The following is a 17,067-nucleotide window of genomic DNA, read 5'->3' on the forward strand; positions in this document are numbered from 1 at the left end:
GGTCCCCTGCCCTCCGCCCGGCGCGACACGCGGCCGGGCAGCGCTTCGTCCGATGAATGCCGGGCCGGTGGCGGCTCCGCCTCGGCGGACGGCTGCTCCACCGCGGGGGCGGGCCGCTGGGCCGGGACGACCAGGCGGTCGGCGTCGGTCTCCCGGCGTGGCTCGTCGACGGGCGGGGCACTCACCGGCGCCTGGCGGGTCACGGGCGACTCCTCCCCGGCGTGGTCCACGCCGTTGACGTGGCGGCCGTTGACCCGGCCCGACGGTTCCTCGGCGGGCAGCCCCGGCAGCGGGGCCGGGAGGTCGCCGTGGCGGGGCGACGAGGCGCCCCAACCGGTGAGATCGGCGCGGGGCCAGGCGGCCGGCGGCTCCGCGCCCCGGGCCCAGCCGGACGCCGGGGGCGCCCACCCGCCGCCGGTGCGGGCCAGGTCGTCGTGCTGACCCGTCCCGTCGCCGTGCTCTCCCGGGGTGGCGGCTCCGGGTTGCCCTGAATCACTCACCGCGCGCTCCTTGGTCGCCCCCGCTGAGGCTACCGTGTGGCGACAGTGGCGATAAGTTACAGCGGCGGGCCAATTCCGCGACGGGTTCACGAGCCCCGACCGGTTCGGGTGATAAGTGCCGGCTCGTACGATGAAACTCGGAGGTTCCCATGACCGCTGTGGGGAACGGTGCACAGACCGCCGGCCGGCCCACCCGCCTGCCCCGCTCGGCGCGCCGCAAGCAACTGCTCGCCGCCGCCCAGGAGGTGTTCGTCGCGCAGGGCTACCACGCTGCCGCGATGGACGACATCGCCGAGCGGGCGGGAGTCTCCAAGCCCGTGCTCTACCAGCACTTCCCGGGCAAGATGGAGCTCTACCTCGCGCTGCTGGACACGCACTGCGACGCCATCGTGGCGAAGGTGCGCGACGCGATGCGCGGCACCAACGACAACAAGGAGCGGGTCAGCGCGTCGGTGCGCGCCTACTTCGACTTCGTCGATCACGAGAGCGAGGCGTTCCGCCTGGTCTTCGAGTCGGACCTGCGCAACGACCCGGCCGTCCGGCAGCGGGTGGAACGGGTCGAGCAGGGCTGCATCGCCGCGATAACCGACACCATCATCTCGGACACCGGCGTGAGCCGGGCGCACGCCGAGCTGCTCGCCTCCGGCCTGGTCGGCGCCGCCGAGACGGCCGCCCAGTTCTGGCTGGCCAGCGGCCGGCAGGTGCCCAAGGCGGAGGCCGAGGCGCTGGTCGCCGCCCTCTCCTGGCGGGGCATCGCCAGCTTCCCGCTGCAAGGCGAGTCAGCCTGAACATCGGTACGCCAGATCGGATAGCCTTCTCACGGCGGCTTTTTCGCCCCAGTTGAGGAGGCACCGTGGAGGTCAAGATCGGCGTGCAGTACGCGCCGCGTGAGCTGGTCCTGGAGAGCGGGCAGTCGCCGGCCGAGGTCGAGCAGATCGTGACCGACGCGATCGCCAAGGGGGAGGGCACGCTCTCCCTGACCGACGAGAAGGGCCGGCGGGTCATCGTGCCGGTCGGCAAGGTCGCCTACGTCGAGATCGCCGAGGCCGCACCCCGCGCGGTCGGGTTCACCGTCCGCTGATTTCCGGCCGGAGCCGCTGCGGCGGGCACCCCGCCACGGCGGCTCCGGGCGTCAGTTGTTCAACCCCGCAGCGGTCATCCGCGCGGTGTGCGCGTCGGTCAGCCGGCGGAACAGCGCCGACACGTCCACCCCCTCCCGGCGCGCGATCAACGCGGTGAGCGCGCCCCGGTCCGCGGCGGCGACCCGGCCGGCCTGGGACAACGCCTCCCCGACCAGCCGCCGCGCCCACATGGAGAGCCGGTTGGCCACCCGGGGGTCGGCCTCGATGGCCGCCCGGATCTCGGTGGCGGCGAACTCGGCGTACCGCGAGTCGTGCAGCACGTCGAGGATGAGCTGCCGGTCCGGCCCGTCGAGCCCGTCGGCGATCTCCCGCAGGAAGTCGTCGCTGACGGCGTCCCCGACGTAGGCCTTGGTCACCGCCTCCAGCCAGTCCTTCGGCTCGGTCGAGTCGTGGTACGCCTGCAACGCCTCGACGTACGGGGCCATCGCCTCGTCGGGCCGTACGCCCAGCGCCGTGATCCGGTCGGCGATCCACCGGTAGTGCGCGATCTCGGCGGCGGCCATCTCGCTGAGCGCGGCCCGCCGGGGCAGGTCGGGGGCGAGGCGGGCGTCGGCGGCCAGCCGGTCGAAGGCGAGCAGTTCGCCGTACGCCACGAGGCCGAGCAGGTCGACCAGGGCGGGATCGGGGGCGGGCACGAGCGCAGGCTACCGCCCGGCCGCCATCCCCGCTGACCCCGTCGATCTGTGGCCCAGGTCACGCCTGCTACCCCCGGAACAGCGGCCCAGCAGCGGAATCAGGACGGCCCAGGGGCTGTTCAGGTAGTATGGAACAGTTGCCGTGGGCACCGACCGATCAGCAGAGGACATCAACCGAGCTGATCACTGTCCGGCCCCCGGCGCGCGTGCGGCCCGGTCCGGCTCGGCGTACCGCCCCCGACCGTGTGGCCCGCGCCAAACCGACCGCGCCCTGAGGACATGAGGGGCGCACCACGAGAGGGCACCCCCAAATCCATATGAGCGAGCAGATTCAAGGCCAGGAACTGGCCCCCACCGCTCCGGTTCGTCCGGAAGCTCCCACTTTCGCCGAGCTCGGCGCCCGCCAGGAGACCGTCGAGGCCCTCGCGGCCGCCGGCATCACCCGCGCGTTCGCCATCCAGGAGTACGCGCTGCCGATCGCGCTGCGCGGCGTCGACCTGATCGGCCAGGCGCCGACCGGCACCGGCAAGACCCTCGGCTTCGGCATCCCGCTGCTGGAGCGGGTGTTCGCCCCGTCCGAGGGCAGCGACGGCCTGCCGCAGGCGCTGGTCGTCGTACCCACCCGCGAACTGGGCATCCAGGTCGCCAGGGACCTCGACGCCGCCGGCCGCACCCGGGGCGTCCGGGTGCTGCCGATCTACGGCGGCGTGGCCTACGAGCCCCAGATCGAGGCGCTGCGCAAGGGCGTCGAGATCCTGGTCGGCACCCCGGGCCGGCTGCTGGACCTGGCCAAGCAGAAGCACCTGCGGCTCGACCGGGTGCACGCGCTGGTGCTCGACGAGGCCGACCGGATGCTCGACCTGGGCTTTCTCGACGACGTCGAGAAGATCCTCGCGATGCTGCCGGAGGACCGGCAGACCATGCTCTTCTCGGCCACCATGCCGGACCCGATCGTCGCCCTGTCCCGGCGCTTCCTGCGCCGGCCGGTGACGATCCACGCCGGGCACACCGCCGAGACCGGTCCGTCGCCGCAGACCCAGCAGCTGGCCTACCGCACCCACTCGATGAACAAGGTCGAGATCGTCGCCCGCATCCTCCAGGCCGAGGGCCGAGGCCTGACCATGATCTTCACCCGCACCAAGCGGGCCGCCGACCGGGTCGCCGAGGACCTGGACTTCCGCGGCTTCGCGGTGGCCGCCGTGCACGGCGACCTGGGCCAGGGCGCCCGGGAGCGGGCGCTGCGGGCGTTCCGCGCCGGCAAGATCGACACGCTGGTCGCCACCGACGTGGCGGCCCGGGGCATCGACGTCACCGGCGTCACCCACGTGATCAACTACGACTGCCCCGAGGACCAGGACACCTACACCCACCGGATCGGCCGTACCGGCCGGGCCGGGGCGACCGGCGTCGCGGTGACCTTCGTCGACTGGGACGACATGCCGCGCTGGCGGATCATCGACAAGACCCTCGGGCTCGACATGCCCGAGCCGCCGGAGACGTACCACACCTCCGCGCACCTCTACACCGACCTGGACATCTCCCGCGAGATCACCGGCACCCTGCCGACCGCCGAGCGCACCCGCGCCGGGCTGTCGGCGGAGGTCGAGGAGGACCTGGGCGGTGGCCGGTCGCGCCGCGGCGAGCGCGGTGCACGGCGCGGCGAGGGCCGGGGCCGGGAACGCCGACGGGGTCGGGGCGGCGACGCCGCCGCGACGCCCGCCGAGGACGACAGCGGCGCCGAGTCGGCCGCCGAGGAGGGCACCCGCACGCCGCGCCGCCGCCGGCGCCGCCGGGCCGGTGAGACGGTCGCCGGCGAGCCCACCGCGGCGGTCACCGCCGAGGGCGGGGCCGAGCCGGCCGTGGCCGCAGCCGCCGAGGGCGAGACGCCGACCAAGCCGCGCCGCCGCCGGCGCCGCCGCAGTGGTGGTGCGGGCAGCGGTACGCCGGCCGAGGCGACCGCCGACTGACAGCGATGGGCGACGGCCCTCGGACCGGTACCGGTCCGAGGGCCGTTCCCGCTTCAGATCGACTCCACGTCCCGCACGTCGCGGGGTCCGGGCTCCCTGACACCGCAACATCCCGCACCCGGAGTGGACCAACAGACCGCTGCGTCAAGGCCGCAGAGCGCTCTGCAGCCACGGGCGCAGTGCGGCAGGGATGGCGACGCGGGACACCCGCGAGACGGGGCGCGGCGGTGGCCCGCCCGACGACGAGGAAGATGAGGCCATGCCGGAACCGCTGGACGCCGCCCTGACCGAGGTACGGGCGCTGCTGCTCGACCCCACCCTGACCCGGGCGGTCGCCGCCGGGCGGCGCCGCGGCGAGCGTCCCTCGGTGGTCCGCGCCGAGCTGCGCCCGGTCACCCTGAAGGCCGGCCTGCGGCTGCAGATCGCCACCTCGGACGGCGTCCGGCCGTACACCCGCAACGTGGCGCCGGGCGCGGAGGCCGGCGCGGCGGTCGACGCACTGCTCGCCGAGCCCTTCGGCAACTGGCATGTGGAGACGGCCGACACCACGCTCCAGCTCCGGGTGACCAAGTCGGGCGTGGCGCAGGTGCACCGGGCGGCGGCGAGCCGACCGGCGCCGGAGCCGGGCGGCCACGACCGGGCCAAGGACTACCTGCTCGACCCCGGCGACCCGATCTTCGCCGAGATCGGCGGCTCGGCGGCCAAGCGCCGCCAGGTGGACGCGTTCCTGCGCGCGCTGGCGGCCACCCTGCCCGACGACCTGACCGGGCCGTTGCGCGTGGTCGACCTCGGCTGCGGCAACGCCTACCTGACGTTCGCGGCGTACCGCTATCTGATCCGGCGCGGGCTGGACGTGACGCTGGTCGGGGTGGACGTCCGCGAGGACCAGCGCCGCCGCAACACCGAACTGGCCGAGCGGCTGGGCTGGGCCGACCGGGTGAGCTTCGTGGCCGGCACCATCGCCGAGGCGGTGGTCGAGCCGGCACCCGACCTGGTGCTGGCGCTGCACGCCTGCGACACCGCCACCGACGAGGCGCTGGCCCGCGCCGTCCGGTGGAATGCCCGATGGGTGCTCGCCGCCCCCTGCTGCCACCACGACGTGGCGGCCCAGCTCCGCGCCCGTCCGACCCCGGGGCCGTACGAGCTGCTCACCCGGCAGGGCATCCTGCGCGAGCGGTTCGCGGACGTGCTGACCGACGCGCTGCGGGCCGGCCTGCTCCGGCTGCACGGCTACCGGGCCGACGTGGTGGAGTTCGTCGACTCCCGGCACACCCCGCGCAACCTGCTGATCCGGGCCCGGCACACCGGGCACACGCCGACCGCCAACCAGCGGGCGGAGTATCGGGAGCTGGTCGACCAGTGGGCCGTGACGCCCCGGCTGGAGACCCTGCTGTCCGGATCGCCGACCTGACTGCGGCCGGTCGCGGTAGTTGATTCGGGACAACCGATCTGCCGTCCCGGCCGTCCCGCCACCCGACCGATCAGTCAGTTACTTCGACCCTCGTTCGTACTACCCTGTCGGAGGCCGCACCGTCCGGTGCTCGCGCCGGAGAGGGAAGACCCGGAGGGATGGGTTCCGCAGAGGTTTCGCCGCAGATGGCGTTCGCCCGGTTCGTGCGGCGCGCCATCGACGACGCCCGCGAGGAGCGCGGCTGGACGGTGACCGAGCTGGCCACGCACACGGGTGTGGGGCGGTCCACGGTGTTCCGCTGGCTGGCCGGTGACTGGCAGGACTACCCGGAGCTGGCCAAGGTGCGCGGCTTCTGTGCCGCACTCGACCTGCCGGTGGCGGCCGCCTTCCGCGCTCTCGGCCTGCCCGACGCCGGCCAGGTCCCCCGCCGCCGCGCCGAGGACGCCCCGGTCGAGGCGGACGTCCGGGTGATCCTGGCGCGGCTGGCCGATCCCAACGTCCCGGCCGAGGAGAAGCACCACATCCGGGACCTGCTCCGCTACCTGGCGCGCCGCCCGGTCCGCCGGGCCGGCTGACGCCTCAACCGACCGTCACGGTGAATGCGGCGGTACGCACCACGCCGCCGACCTGGAAGTCGAAGAACATCCGGTAGCGGCCCGGCCCGGGCGCGCTGAGCGAGAACGTGACCGGGTCGCCGTCCCGCCGGGTCTCCGGGTGCACGTGCACGTAGCCGAGGTCGCCCTCGCGCAGCGAGACCAGGTGGCCGTACGCGCCGAGGTAGGGCTCCAGCGCCGCGGCCGGACCGCCGGGGGTGAGCACCTGGAACCGCAGCGGGGTCGCCGCCCCCGCCGCCGGGGTGCCCTCGTATCCGACGGTGAACCCGTCGACCGTGGTCGAGGTGGCCGGGGCCGGCAGCGGCCGGGGCGCGTACCCGCCGGGCGCGGCCAGGTCGGTGCCGAGGGTCACGGCGGTCTGCCGGCCGTCGTCGGCGACCGCGGTGAAGTCGGCGTACGCCCGCCAGACCCCCGCCTCGGGCAGGGTCAGCGGCACCGACCAGGTGCCGTCCGCCGCCATCGTCGGGTGCAGGTGCTGATAGCCGATGAGGTCGCGGCGCACCACGATGAGGTGCATCGGCTTGTCGTGCACGACGGCGAACCGGGTGACCGGTCGCCGCCGCTCGTCCCGGATCTGGAACCGCAGCTCACCGGCCCGGCCGGGGGTGAACTCCATCGTCAGGGGGGTGAGCGTGTAGCCGGCCGAGCTGAGCGAGAGCCCGACCGCGTCCGCGCCGTCACCCTGGGTGACTGCGGCCCCGCCGTGCGAGTGCGCGCCGGTGCCCGGCGCGTGGCTGTGCGTCGCGGTCGCCGGGGCGGCGCCGGACGCGGTGGTCGGCGGCGGGTTCAGCCGTCCGAGGCCGAAGCCGAGCAGCACGGCGAGCACCAGCCCGCCCACCGTCAGGGCGAGCCGCAACGTGGCCCGGTCCACCATGCCGGGGCCCGCCCCGGGCGGCAGGTCGCGGTCGAGCACGGCCGGCGACGCGTCGGGACCGGCCGGGGTTGACGCGTCGGGACCGGCCGCGGCCGGTGCCTCGGGACGGGTGACGGACGGCGACTCAGGCAACGCCGCCGGCCAGTTCGTAGCCCGCCTCGTCCACGGCGGCCCGGACCGTCTCGACCGGCAGCGCATCGCTGCTGGTGACGGTGGCCGTACCCGCGGCGAGATCGACCCGGACCTCCTCGACGCCGGGCAGGGCGGACAGCTCCTCGGTCACCGCCCGCACGCAGTGCTCGCAGGTCATCCCGCTGACGGCGTACGTCTGGGTGACGGGTCGCTGCTCGGTCATGCGCCCACGGTACCGCCAACCGGGGTGCCGCCCGGGGCACCGTCGCTGACGGTGGCGACGCTCGCAATCCGGCCGGCCGGGGAACTTACCCCGGCCGGTGGACGACTACCTCAGATCGAGGGCGCGACCGGAAGCCGTCGACGGATCAGCCGGCGATCGCGAGGGCCAGCGGGAGCACTTCCGGGGCGCCGGCCCGGCGCAGCAGCCGAGCCACCATGGTCATGGTCCAGCCGGAGTCCACCAGGTCGTCGACGAGCAGCACCGGCCCGTCCAGCCCGCCCAGGGCGTCGGCCAGCTCGTCGGGCAGCGCGAAGGCGTCGTGCAGGGCGCGTACCCGCTGGGCGCTGTTGCCGCGCGGCCCGCCGGCCCCCGACGGGCCGGGCCGGACGACCCGGCCGAGCAGCGGCAGCCGGCCCACGGCGGCGATCCGCTCGGCGAGCGAGCCGACCAGCGCCGGACGGGTGCGGGAGCCGACCGCCACCACGCCGACCGGCCGGCGCGGCCACGGGTCGTCGCCGTGTGCCCACGCCTTCAGCACCTCGACCACGGCCGCCGCGACGTCGTCGGGGACCGCGCCGTCCGCCGCGTCCGGCCCGACCAGGCCGCGCAGCCGCCCACCCCAGCCCAGGTCGGAGAGGCGACCCACGGCCCGGCCGGGCAGCGCCTGCTCCGCCGGGGGGATGCGTCCCTTCAGGGGTACGCCCACCGCGTCGAGGCCGGTCGGCCAGAGCTTCTTCGGCGCGATCGCCACGCCGGGGCGGCCGAGGAAGGCCTGCGCAGCGGTGAGCGCGGTGTCGCTGACCTCGGCGCCGACCACCGGGCCCGCGCAGTTGTCGCAGCGGGCGCAGTCGCCCGCCCCGCCGTCGTCCAGGCATTCCCGCAGGTAGCGCATCCGGCAGCCGGTCGTGCTCGCGTACCGGAGCATGGCCTGCTGCTCGGCGGCGCGCGCCTGGGCGACGCGCCGCAACCGGGGCTCGTCATAGACCCAGGGCTCGCCGGTGGCGAGCCAGCCGCCGCGCACCCGGCGGACCGCGCCGTCCACGTCGAGCACCTTGAGCATCAGCTCCAGCCGGGTCCGGCGCAGGTCGACGATCGGTTCGAGAGCCTGGGTGGAGCTGGGCCGGTCCGGGTGCAACGCGGCGAGCACCGCCCGCACCTGCTGCTCGGGTGGGAAGGCGAGGGAGGCGAAGTACCGCCAGATCGCCGCGTCCTCGGCGCCGGGGAGGAGCAGCACCTCCGCATGCTCCACGGCCCGACCGGCGCGGCCCACCTGCTGGTAGTAGGCGATGGGCGAGGGCGGCGCGCCGAGGTGCACCACGAAGCCGAGGTCCGGCTTGTCGAAGCCCATGCCGAGCGCGCTGGTGGCCACCAACGCCTTGATCTTGTTGTCCAGCAGGTCCTGCTCGGCGGCGCGGCGGTCGGCGTCGTCGGCCTGGCCGGTGTACGCGGCCACCTGCCAGCCCCGGGCGCGAAGGAACTCCGCCGTCTCGCCGGCCGCCGCGACGGTGAGCGTGTAGATGATCCCGGAACCGGGGAGCCCGTCGAGGTGGTCGGCGAGCCAGGCCAGCCGGTGGGCCGGGCTCGGCAGGTCGACCACACCCAGCCGCAGCGATTCCCGGTCGAGGGTGCCGCGCAGCACCAGGACGTCCGGTCGCTGCGCGGCCGGAGCGGTCAGCTCGGTACCGAGCTGCTCGGCGACGTCCTCGGTGACCCGGGCGTTGGCGGTGGCGGTGGTGGCGAGCACCGGGGTCCGCTCGGGCAGGTTGCCGAGGAAGGTCCGCAGCCGGCGGTAGTCCGGCCGGAAGTCGTGCCCCCAGTCGGAGACGCAGTGCGCCTCGTCCACCACCAGCAGCCCGGTGGTGGCGGCCAGCTTCGGCAGCACCCCGTCCCGGAAGTCCGGGTTGTTGAGGCGTTCGGGGCTGATCAGCAGCACGTCCACCGTCCCGGCGTGGATCTCGGCGGTGATCTCGTCCCACTCGTCGAGGTTGGCCGAGTTGATGGTGCGGGCCCGGATGCCGGCCCGGGCCGCCGAATCGACCTGGTTGCGCATCAGCGCCAGCAGCGGCGAGACGATCACGGTCGGGCCGGCTGCCTCGCCTCCCACGCCGGCGGCGGGCCCGGCGGCGCCGGCTTGGCGGAGCAGCGCGGTGGCCACGAAGTAGACCGCCGACTTGCCCCAGCCGGTGCGCTGCACGCAGAGCACCCGCCGGCGGTCCACCACCAGCGCCTCGATGGCCCGCCACTGGTCCTCACGGAGCCGGGCGTGCTCCCCCGCCAGCCGCCGCAGCACCGCCTCGGCCCGCTCCCGTACGGCCACCCGATCCTGGCTCATCCGGCATTTCTACCAGGCGCCTGGGCGGCGTCCGGGATCACGAGGGCAAGTTGGCCGGCGGGGGTGGCAGGAAGAGCAGCACCTCACGGAGCGGATCGCTCACGGCGGGCGGCAGGAGGCACCGCGCGGCCAACTCCTCCATCGAGGCGTACGCGCCACGCACGCGCCGGTCCAGCACCAGGTGCTGCGCCTGCGCCGGGCTCAGCCCGGGCAGCCCGATGATCACCTGGTCCGCCACCGCGTTGATGTCGACGAGACCACCGTCGTCGTACGCCCCGGGCAGGTCGGGGCGGCCGATGCGCAGTTCCCCGCGCGCCGTCGGATAGTGGTAGAGCAGGTAGCGGGCATGCTCTCGGCGCAGCCGGCGGTCGTCCGCCGGCGGCCGGCGGCCCCAGTGGGCGCGGAACCAGCCGAGCAGCCGCCCGTTGAGCAACACGACGTGCACCGCGCCCGCCAGCCCGGTGATCAGCCAGATGGTGATCAGGAAGCCCTCGAAGTCGGTGACCTCGTCGGTCTCGCTGCCGCCGACGCCAGCCAGGAAGGCCACGGCCACCGCCAGGTAGTAGGCCGCCGCGAGCCCGTTGCGCCAGCTCCGTCGCCAGATCGCGTACAGGAGCACCACCAGCCAGGTGAGGAGGCCGAAGGAGGCCAGGGCGGTGAGCGCGGACACGACAGTGGTGCCGATGCTCAGCCAGCGTGGCACGCCGCGGCGCGCGACCGCGGGCATCGGCACCGGCGGCGGGCCGTCGGCGGGCCAGCCGGCGGTGTCGGGCGGTAGCCAGCCGACGGGCGGCGGAGGGACCGGTCCGGCAGCCGGGACCGACGGCGACGCCGATCCGGGCGGTGCGGCCGGGTGCCCAGGTGCGACCGGTGCGGCGGGCGCGGCCAGGTGCTCGGGTGCGCCAGGCGCGGCCGGGTGCTCGGATGCGGCAGGCGCGGCGGGCGCGGCGGGCGCGGCGGGCGCGGCGGGCGCGGCGGCGGCGAGCCTCTCGGCCGGTCGCGCCGACTGGACCGGCACGGCCGGGGCCGGGTCCGGTGCGGTGAGCGCGCGCTGCGGAGGCGGGAGCAGCAGTGTGCCGTCCGAGCGCAGCATCCGTCCGTGCAGCTCCTGTAACACCTCGCCGGGCTCGATGCCGTACTCCTCGCGGAGCAGGACGGCGAACTCCCGGTACGCGGCGAGCGCCTCCGCCTGCCGGCCGCTGCGGTACAGCGCCAGCATGAGCTGGTACCGCAGCCGTTCCCGGACCGGGAACTCGGCCACCAGCTCCACCAGTTCGCCGACCAGCTCGCGGTGCCGCCCGCTGTCCAGTTCCAGCTCGGCGCGGGTCTCCAGGGCGACGGCCCGCAGCTCCACGAGGCGGTGCCGTGCGGTGTCGAAGTACAGCCCCGGGAACCCGGTGAACGGGTCACCCTGCCACAGGTCCAGCGCGGCGGTCAGCTCCGCCAGCGCCTCGGCGGTACGCCCGGCCGCGTGCTGCTGCCGGGCCCGGTGCACGCCGCGCTCGAAACGGACCGCGTCGACCGACTCCGGCGGGACCCGCAGCAAGTAGCCGGCGTCGGTGAGGGTCAGCACCCGCCCCGGCGTACGCGGGGACCGGTCCGGTTCCAGCACCCGGCGCAGCCCGGCGACGTACTTCTGCACGACGTTGGGGCCGTTCGCGGGCGGGTCCTCCGGCCAGACCGCCTCGACGACCTGTCCGGTGGAGACCGGGCGGCCGGCGGAGAGTAGCAGCACGGCGAGTACCGCCCGCTGCTTGCCGGCGCCGAGATCGAGTGGGCGGTCCGCGTACCAGGCCCGCTGCGGCCCGAGGATCTCGAAGCGCAAGACCTGTGACATGCGAGTTTCCCGCTCCTACACCCCGCCCCGTACGCCGACGGCGGCCCGCGGCAGTCGGACCGCAGCATATCGGCAGCGGGACGGCCGTGGTGACCTGCCAAGATCTCCCCGCAACAGCCCCCTGGGAAAGTGAGTCAACGAAATGACGCAGCGTATCGGCACCGCCGCGACGATCCGGCGGGTCGCGGGCATCGCGACGGCCGTGCTGGCCGCCACCGCCCTGTCCGCTGGGTGCGGCACGATCAAGGACGGCGCCTCCACCGGCGCCGGATCCACCCCTGCGGCGTCCCCGTCCGTCGACCCGAAGCAGGCGCTCCTCGCAACAGTCCCGGACGAGGCCACGAGCGCGTTCCGGTTCACCGGCAAGGACGCCTCCACCAGTCTGAGCGGGCGGATCGATCCGGCGTCGAAGGCGCTGGAGATGAACATGGCGATGCCACCCGAGGACGGGATCACCGTGAAGATGTCGTTCCTGGTCATCGAGGACAAGGTCTGGATGAAGGCGAAGTTCAGCGGTAAGCCGGGCCTGCCGAAGCTCCCGGAGAAGTGGATGGCGCTGGACAAGGCCAAGCTGACCGACGCCAGCGGCGTGCCGAGCTACGACGGCGCGGACCAGGGCAACGCGGGCCCGCTGCTCGACGCGGCGACCTCCGTCGAGCAGCAGGGCCCCGGGAAGTACGCCGGGTTCATCGACGTGACCGGCGGCGAGGCGGCCAAGGCGCTGGACGACGGCGAGGCGGCGGCGCTCGGCGAGGCGGGCAAGCACGTGCCGTTCACCGCACAGGTGGGGCCGGACGGGCACCTCACCTCGCTGGTGTTGGAGATGCCCGCGGCCGGTAAGCAGAAGGCGTACCAGTACGTCGTCGCCTACACCGACTTCGGCAGCACGGAGAAGATCACCGCGCCGACCGGGAGCGCGGTGACGAAGGCACCTTCGCTGGCGTACGAGCTGTTGAACGGCTGACCCACGACGGGCGGGGGCGGCGGCCACACGGGGGGCCGCCGCCCCCGCGTCGTTGTCGGGTCAGCGGCCGAGGACCGAGCCGCCGTTGACCCCGAGGACCTGGCCGGTAACGTAGCCGGCGGCGGGGCTGACCAGGTAGCGCGCGGCCGCCGCGATGTCGTCCGGCACGCCGGCCCGCCCGACCAGGGTGGCGCCGACCCGCTTGGCGTGCCCCTCCGGGGTCATCCGGTCGCCGAAGAACTCGGTCTCCGCGACGTACCCGGGGCTGACCACGTTGACCGTGATCTGCTCCGGACCGAGCTGCGCGGCCAGGTCGTACGCCCAGCCGTGCAGCGCCGCCTTCGCCGCCGAGTAGGGCCCGGCCCCGCCCCGCTGGGCGGCGATCGAGCTGATCAGCAGCACCCGTCCGCCGGGGCGGCGCAGGGCGGGCCGCAGCGCCTCGGTGAGCAGGACGGCGGTGAGCACGTTGGCGTCCAGGTTGGCCCGCCACCAGGCCGCCACGTCGGCGACCGTGTCGGTCGGGCCGCCCAGGTAGCCGCCGGCGTTGTTCACCACGGCGTCGACGGTCCGCTCCCCCACCGCCGAGACCACCCCGGCGAGCTGCGCCGGGTCGGTGAGGTCCGCGGTGACCGCGCTGACCGCCTCCGGCCGCCCGCACTCCGCCCGGATCCGCTCGGCGGTGGCCAGCAGCACGTCCGCCCGCCGCCCCACGATCAGCACGTCGTACCCGTCGGCGACAAGTCCCCCGGCCACCGCCGCCCCGATCCCGGTCCCACCCCCACTGACCACCGCGAGCTTGCTCTCCCCCACGACGCCTCCCCTTTGGCGGTTGATCAAGAAGTTTGCGTCATCCTACGGCGGAATCCTGACGCAACCCTCTTGATCAACTCGAGGGCCCGGGAGGTGGGGGTCAGTGGCGGCGGAGGGCGGCCAGCACCGGGGTTAGGCGGGATCGGAGGCTGGCCAGGCCGCCGGGGAAGAAGTAGACGGCCAGGATGAAGACGGTGCCGAGGACGAAGAGCGGCTGGGACAGCGGGTGGCTGAGGAACGCCGGGAGGCTGTTCACCGCGTCGCTGGTGCCGAAGGCGGTCAGCCGGTGGTCCAGGTACATGTAGAGGATGCCGCCCAGCACCGGACCCCACCGGGTGCCCGGACCGCCGAGCACCACCATGACCAGCAGCGACAGGGTCAGCTCGGACGACGTGACGTGCGGGCTCGCACCGCCCACGATCAGGCAGTAGACCACCCCGCCCGCCGTCGCCAGCCCGCCGGCCAGGGTGAACGCGACCAGCTTGAAGCGGTACGGGTCGAGCCCCAGCACCCCGATCCGGCGCTCGTCGTCGCGCAGCCCGGCCAGCACCCGGCCGGTGGGCGAGCCGCTCACCCGGTGCACCACGAAGACCACGAGGGCCAGGTACGCCAGCGCCAGCCAGTAGAGGTTCACCGTGTTGGCGACCCCGACCAGCGCGGACGGCAGCCCGGACACGTCCAGCGGCAGCCCCTCCTCGCCGCCGGTGAGGCCGCCGAAGTCGCGGGCCACCAGGATCGCCCCGACCTGGGCGAAGGCCAGCGTCACCATGGCGAACGCGATCCCCACGGTGCGCAGCGCGACCGCCCCGAGCAGCGCGGCGAGGATCGCCCCGCCGACGACGGTGAACAGCGCGGCCTGCCACAGCGGCAGCCCGAACCGGGTGATCAGGATGTCGGTGCCGTACACGCCGGCGGCGAAGTAGAGGGCGTGCCCGAAGGAGAGCATCCCGGTCCGCCCGAAGAGCAGGTCGTAGCCCGCCGCGAGGCCGCCGAACACCAGACAGATGGCGAGCAGTTGCAGGGTGCCCGGCGAGTTCAGCGGCCCCTCGAAGATGCCCGGCAGGTTCAGCGTCGAGTACGGCAGGATCGCCGCCACCACCAGGGCGGCCAGCGGCGCGTACGGGCGCAGCCCGAGCCAGCGGGAGTGCCCGGGGGTCAGCTCGTCGGGCACCGCTGCGGGCGGCGCCGCGACCTCGGGACTCTTCACCTCGGTCATGCGTGAGCCACCTTTCCGGCCAGGCCCTGCGGACGCAGCAGCAGCACCACGGCGAGCAGCCCGACGACGCAGAGGTCGCCCAGCCCGGACGTGCCGTAGTAGTTGACGAACTGTTGCAGCAGCCCGACCGCGACCGCCGCGTACGCGGACCCGACCACCGAGCCCATCCCACCGATGACCACCACGATGAACGCGAAGATCAGCAGCGAGCCGCCCTGCCCGGGCGAGACGGTGCCGAAGTAGACCCCGCCGAGCGCGCCGGCCAGCGCGGCGGCCGCCCCGCCGATCGCGAAGACCAGGGTGAACGCCTTACGTACGTCGATGCCGAGCGCGGTCACCATCTCCCGGTTCTCCACGCCGGCCCGGATGATCAGGCCGTACCTGGTGAACCGGAGGAAGGCGAGCAGACCGCCGAGCACCAGCACCGCGGCGATGATCAGCAGCAGCCCGGCGTTCGGCACGTTCGCGCCGAGGATCGAAGTCACCTCACGGGTCCACGCGGGGCGCGGGAACGGCCGCGGGTCGGCGCCCCAGGTGGCCTGGAGCAGTGCCACCCCGGCCAGCGACAGGCCGACCGTGACCAGCACCTGCTCGATGGTGCGGGAGTAGAGCGGTCGGATCAGCACCAGCTCGACCAGCACCGCCACCATCGCCCCGGCGAGCACGCCGAAGGCGACCGCCACCACGAACCCGAAGCCGCCCGGCCCGGCGCCGGGCAGGTTGCCCGCCGCCCACCAGGTCGCGTACGCGCCGCCGCCGAGGAACAGGCCGTGCGCGAAGTTGAGCACGTCGGCCAGGCCGAAGACCAGGGAGAGGCCGGAGGCCACCAGGAAGTAGAGCGCCGCCAGGCCGAGCCCGGTCAGCGCCAACAGGATCACCGTGCTCACGCGATGCCATCCTTCGTTCGCGACTGCGCGGCCCGCGGACCCGGCTCGCTCCTCGCGCTCCCCGTGACCTCCGAGCCGACGCCCAGCAGCGACTTGGTCAGCGCGGTCTCCAGCAGCAGTTCCTGCGCATCGCCGGTCCAGGCCACCTTGCCGGTGGAGAGCACCACCGCGTCCCTGGCCAGCCGCCGGACCACCGCCAGGTTCTGCTCCACCAGCAGCACCGGCACGGATTCCGCCACCCGTTCCAGCACCTCAGCCACCTCGGTCACCACCTTCGGCGCCAACCCCTTGGTCGGCTCGTCGATCAGCAGCAGCCGGTTGTCGTTGAGCAGCACCCGACCGATGGCGAGCATCTGCTGCTGCCCGCCGGAGAGCGAGCCGGCCCGTTGCCGGCCGCGCCGGTCCAGCTCGGGAAAGAGGGCGAAGACCTTGTCGTACGCCGGGGTGGTGCCCCGCCGTTCGGCGAGCCGCAGGTTCTCCGCGACGGTGAGGCCGGCGAAGACGCAGCGGTCCTCCGGCACGTAGCCGAGGCCGTCGCGGACCAGCCGGTGGGTGGGGCGGGCGAGCAGGCTGCGCGCGCCCATCCGGATCGTGCCGCGCACCTCGCCGTTGCGGGGCGTCAGCCCGACGATCGCGCGCAACGTGGTCGTCTTGCCGACCCCGTTGCGGCCGAGCAGCACGGTCACCCCGGTCGGCGCGACCTCGAACGACACCCCTTGGAGGATGTGCAGCCCGGCGATCCGCACCGACAGGTTCTGGACGCTGAGGACAGGCTCACTCATAGCGATTCCCCCAGGTACGCCTCCTGCACGGTGGCGTTGGCCATCACCGTGTCCGGGGTGTCGCAGGCCAGCAGCGCCCCGTGGTGCATCACGGCGATCCGGTCGGCCAGTTCCAGGATCACGTCCATGTGGTGCTCCACCATGAGCACCGACCGCCCGCTGTCGCCGGTCAACGACTTGATGACGGCGACCAGTTCGGGCACGTCCTCGGCGCTGACCCCGGCCATCGGCTCGTCGAGCAGCATCACCCGGGGCTCCCCGGCGAGCAGCAGGGCGATCTCCAGCTTGCGCTTCTCGCCGTGGGCCAGGGCGCCGGCGAGCGCCGTACCCCGGTGGGCGAGGCCGACCCGGTCGAGCGCCGCGTCGGCGGCGGCGGCCACCTCCCGGTCGGCCGCCGCCCGCCGCCACAGCTTCATCGAGCCACCCCGGTGCGCCTGTACGGCGAGCCGGACGTTCTCCCGCACCGTCAGCGAGCCGAACACCGAGGACGCCTGGAAGGTGCGCCCCAGCCCGAGGCGCGCCCGCCGGTGCGGCGGGAGGGCGGTGACGTCCTCTCCGTCCAGCAGGATCCGCCCCTCGGTGGGCCGGCGCAGGCCGGTGATCAGGTTGAACAGGGAGGTCTTGCCGGCGCCGTTCGGCCCGATCACGCCGAGGAACTCGCCGGGCGCGAGGTCGAGGTAGACGCTGTCGACGATCGCGACCTCACCGATCCGCCAGGTCAGACCGCGGGTGGCGAGCACG

16 protein-coding genes are annotated in these 17,067 nt (G+C 74.3%); 6 read left to right on the forward strand and 10 right to left on the reverse strand.

All coding sequences use genetic code 11. From position 1 onward, the window contains the following. Nucleotides 1–649: 649 nt before the first annotated feature. On the forward strand, nt 650–1,288 hold the full coding sequence (locus ABZ783_RS16005) for a TetR/AcrR family transcriptional regulator (RefSeq protein ID WP_073834371.1): 639 nt from the start codon (nt 650–652) through the stop codon (nt 1,286–1,288). Nucleotides 1,289–1,353: 65 nt separating this feature from the next. Next, nucleotides 1,354–1,581 carry a DUF3107 domain-containing protein gene (locus ABZ783_RS16010; RefSeq protein ID WP_073834372.1) on the forward strand — a complete coding sequence of 76 codons (228 nt, stop codon included), beginning with the start codon at nt 1,354–1,356 and terminating at the stop codon, nt 1,579–1,581. 51 nt (nt 1,582–1,632) lie between these two features. On the opposite strand, the gene ABZ783_RS16015 is transcribed toward ABZ783_RS16010, so the two are convergent. Further along, nucleotides 1,633–2,277 carry a ferritin-like fold-containing protein gene (locus ABZ783_RS16015; RefSeq protein WP_357438317.1) on the reverse strand — a complete coding sequence of 215 codons (645 nt, stop codon included), beginning with the start codon at nt 2,275–2,277 and terminating at the stop codon, nt 1,633–1,635. A 317-nt stretch (nt 2,278–2,594) separates the two neighbouring features. On the opposite strand from ABZ783_RS16015, the gene ABZ783_RS16020 reads away from it, so the two are divergent. The 3 genes from ABZ783_RS16020 to ABZ783_RS16030 all read left to right on the forward strand — a co-directional run bounded on the left by ABZ783_RS16020 (nt 2,595) and on the right by ABZ783_RS16030 (nt 6,230). Next, complete coding sequence (locus ABZ783_RS16020) at nt 2,595–4,244, forward strand: DEAD/DEAH box helicase (protein WP_357438319.1); 1,650 nt, start codon at nt 2,595–2,597, stop codon at nt 4,242–4,244. Between the two features lie 259 nt (nt 4,245–4,503). After that, complete coding sequence (locus tag ABZ783_RS16025; RefSeq protein WP_357438321.1) at nt 4,504–5,655, forward strand: SAM-dependent methyltransferase; 1,152 nt, start codon at nt 4,504–4,506, stop codon at nt 5,653–5,655. 158 nt (nt 5,656–5,813) lie between these two features. Next, nucleotides 5,814–6,230, forward strand: a complete 417-nt coding sequence (locus tag ABZ783_RS16030) for a helix-turn-helix transcriptional regulator (RefSeq protein ID WP_357438324.1) — start codon at nt 5,814–5,816, stop codon at nt 6,228–6,230. A gap of 4 nt (nt 6,231–6,234) precedes the next feature. Here the strand turns inward: ABZ783_RS16030 and ABZ783_RS16035 are convergent, their stop codons facing one another. From ABZ783_RS16035 to ABZ783_RS16050, 4 genes are all read right to left on the reverse strand, one after another. Then, nucleotides 6,235–7,143, reverse strand: coding sequence for a hypothetical protein (locus ABZ783_RS16035; protein ID WP_357438529.1), 909 nt, complete (start codon nt 7,141–7,143; stop codon nt 6,235–6,237). Between the two features lie 124 nt (nt 7,144–7,267). After that, the gene (locus ABZ783_RS16040) at nt 7,268–7,498 is read right to left on the reverse strand and encodes a heavy metal-associated domain-containing protein (protein WP_073834377.1); all 231 of its coding nucleotides are present in this window, start codon (nt 7,496–7,498) and stop codon (nt 7,268–7,270) included. A gap of 145 nt (nt 7,499–7,643) precedes the next feature. Next, nucleotides 7,644–9,830 (reverse strand): DEAD/DEAH box helicase, encoded by a 2,187-nt coding sequence (locus ABZ783_RS16045; protein WP_357438328.1) that lies wholly within the window; start codon nt 9,828–9,830, stop codon nt 7,644–7,646. A gap of 37 nt (nt 9,831–9,867) precedes the next feature. Next, entirely contained in the window at nt 9,868–11,667 is a 1,800-nt protein-coding gene (locus ABZ783_RS16050) for a BTAD domain-containing putative transcriptional regulator (protein WP_357438331.1), read from the reverse strand. 142 nt (nt 11,668–11,809) lie between these two features. On the opposite strand from ABZ783_RS16050, the gene ABZ783_RS16055 reads away from it, so the two are divergent. Beyond that, entirely contained in the window at nt 11,810–12,631 is an 822-nt protein-coding gene (locus ABZ783_RS16055; RefSeq protein WP_357438333.1) for a hypothetical protein, read from the forward strand. A 60-nt stretch (nt 12,632–12,691) separates the two neighbouring features. On the opposite strand, the gene ABZ783_RS16060 is transcribed toward ABZ783_RS16055, so the two are convergent. The 5 genes from ABZ783_RS16060 to ABZ783_RS16080 all read right to left on the reverse strand — a co-directional run bounded on the left by ABZ783_RS16060 (nt 12,692) and on the right by ABZ783_RS16080 (nt 17,066). Then, entirely contained in the window at nt 12,692–13,441 is a 750-nt protein-coding gene (locus tag ABZ783_RS16060; protein WP_357438335.1) for an SDR family oxidoreductase, read from the reverse strand. A 100-nt stretch (nt 13,442–13,541) separates the two neighbouring features. Then, nucleotides 13,542–14,657: a branched-chain amino acid ABC transporter permease gene (locus ABZ783_RS16065; RefSeq protein ID WP_357438337.1), complete on the reverse strand. Its 1,116-nt coding sequence runs from the start codon at nt 14,655–14,657 to the stop codon at nt 13,542–13,544. Beyond that, complete coding sequence (locus ABZ783_RS16070; protein WP_357438339.1) at nt 14,654–15,544, reverse strand: branched-chain amino acid ABC transporter permease; 891 nt, start codon at nt 15,542–15,544, stop codon at nt 14,654–14,656. Before ABZ783_RS16070 ends, ABZ783_RS16065 begins: the two co-directional genes overlap by 4 nt. Continuing rightward, nucleotides 15,541–16,326 (reverse strand): ABC transporter ATP-binding protein, encoded by a 786-nt coding sequence (locus ABZ783_RS16075; protein ID WP_357438342.1) that lies wholly within the window; start codon nt 16,324–16,326, stop codon nt 15,541–15,543. Before ABZ783_RS16075 ends, ABZ783_RS16070 begins: the two co-directional genes overlap by 4 nt. Beyond that, complete coding sequence (locus ABZ783_RS16080; RefSeq protein ID WP_357438345.1) at nt 16,323–17,066, reverse strand: ABC transporter ATP-binding protein; 744 nt, start codon at nt 17,064–17,066, stop codon at nt 16,323–16,325. The genes ABZ783_RS16075 and ABZ783_RS16080 overlap by 4 nt, the downstream gene beginning before the upstream one ends. Nucleotide 17,067: the final 1 nt, after the last annotated feature.

The sequence above is a fragment of the Micromonospora sp. NPDC047738 genome, from assembly GCF_040642675.1.
In the GTDB taxonomy this organism is placed as follows: Bacteria; Actinomycetota; Actinomycetes; order Mycobacteriales; family Micromonosporaceae; genus Micromonospora.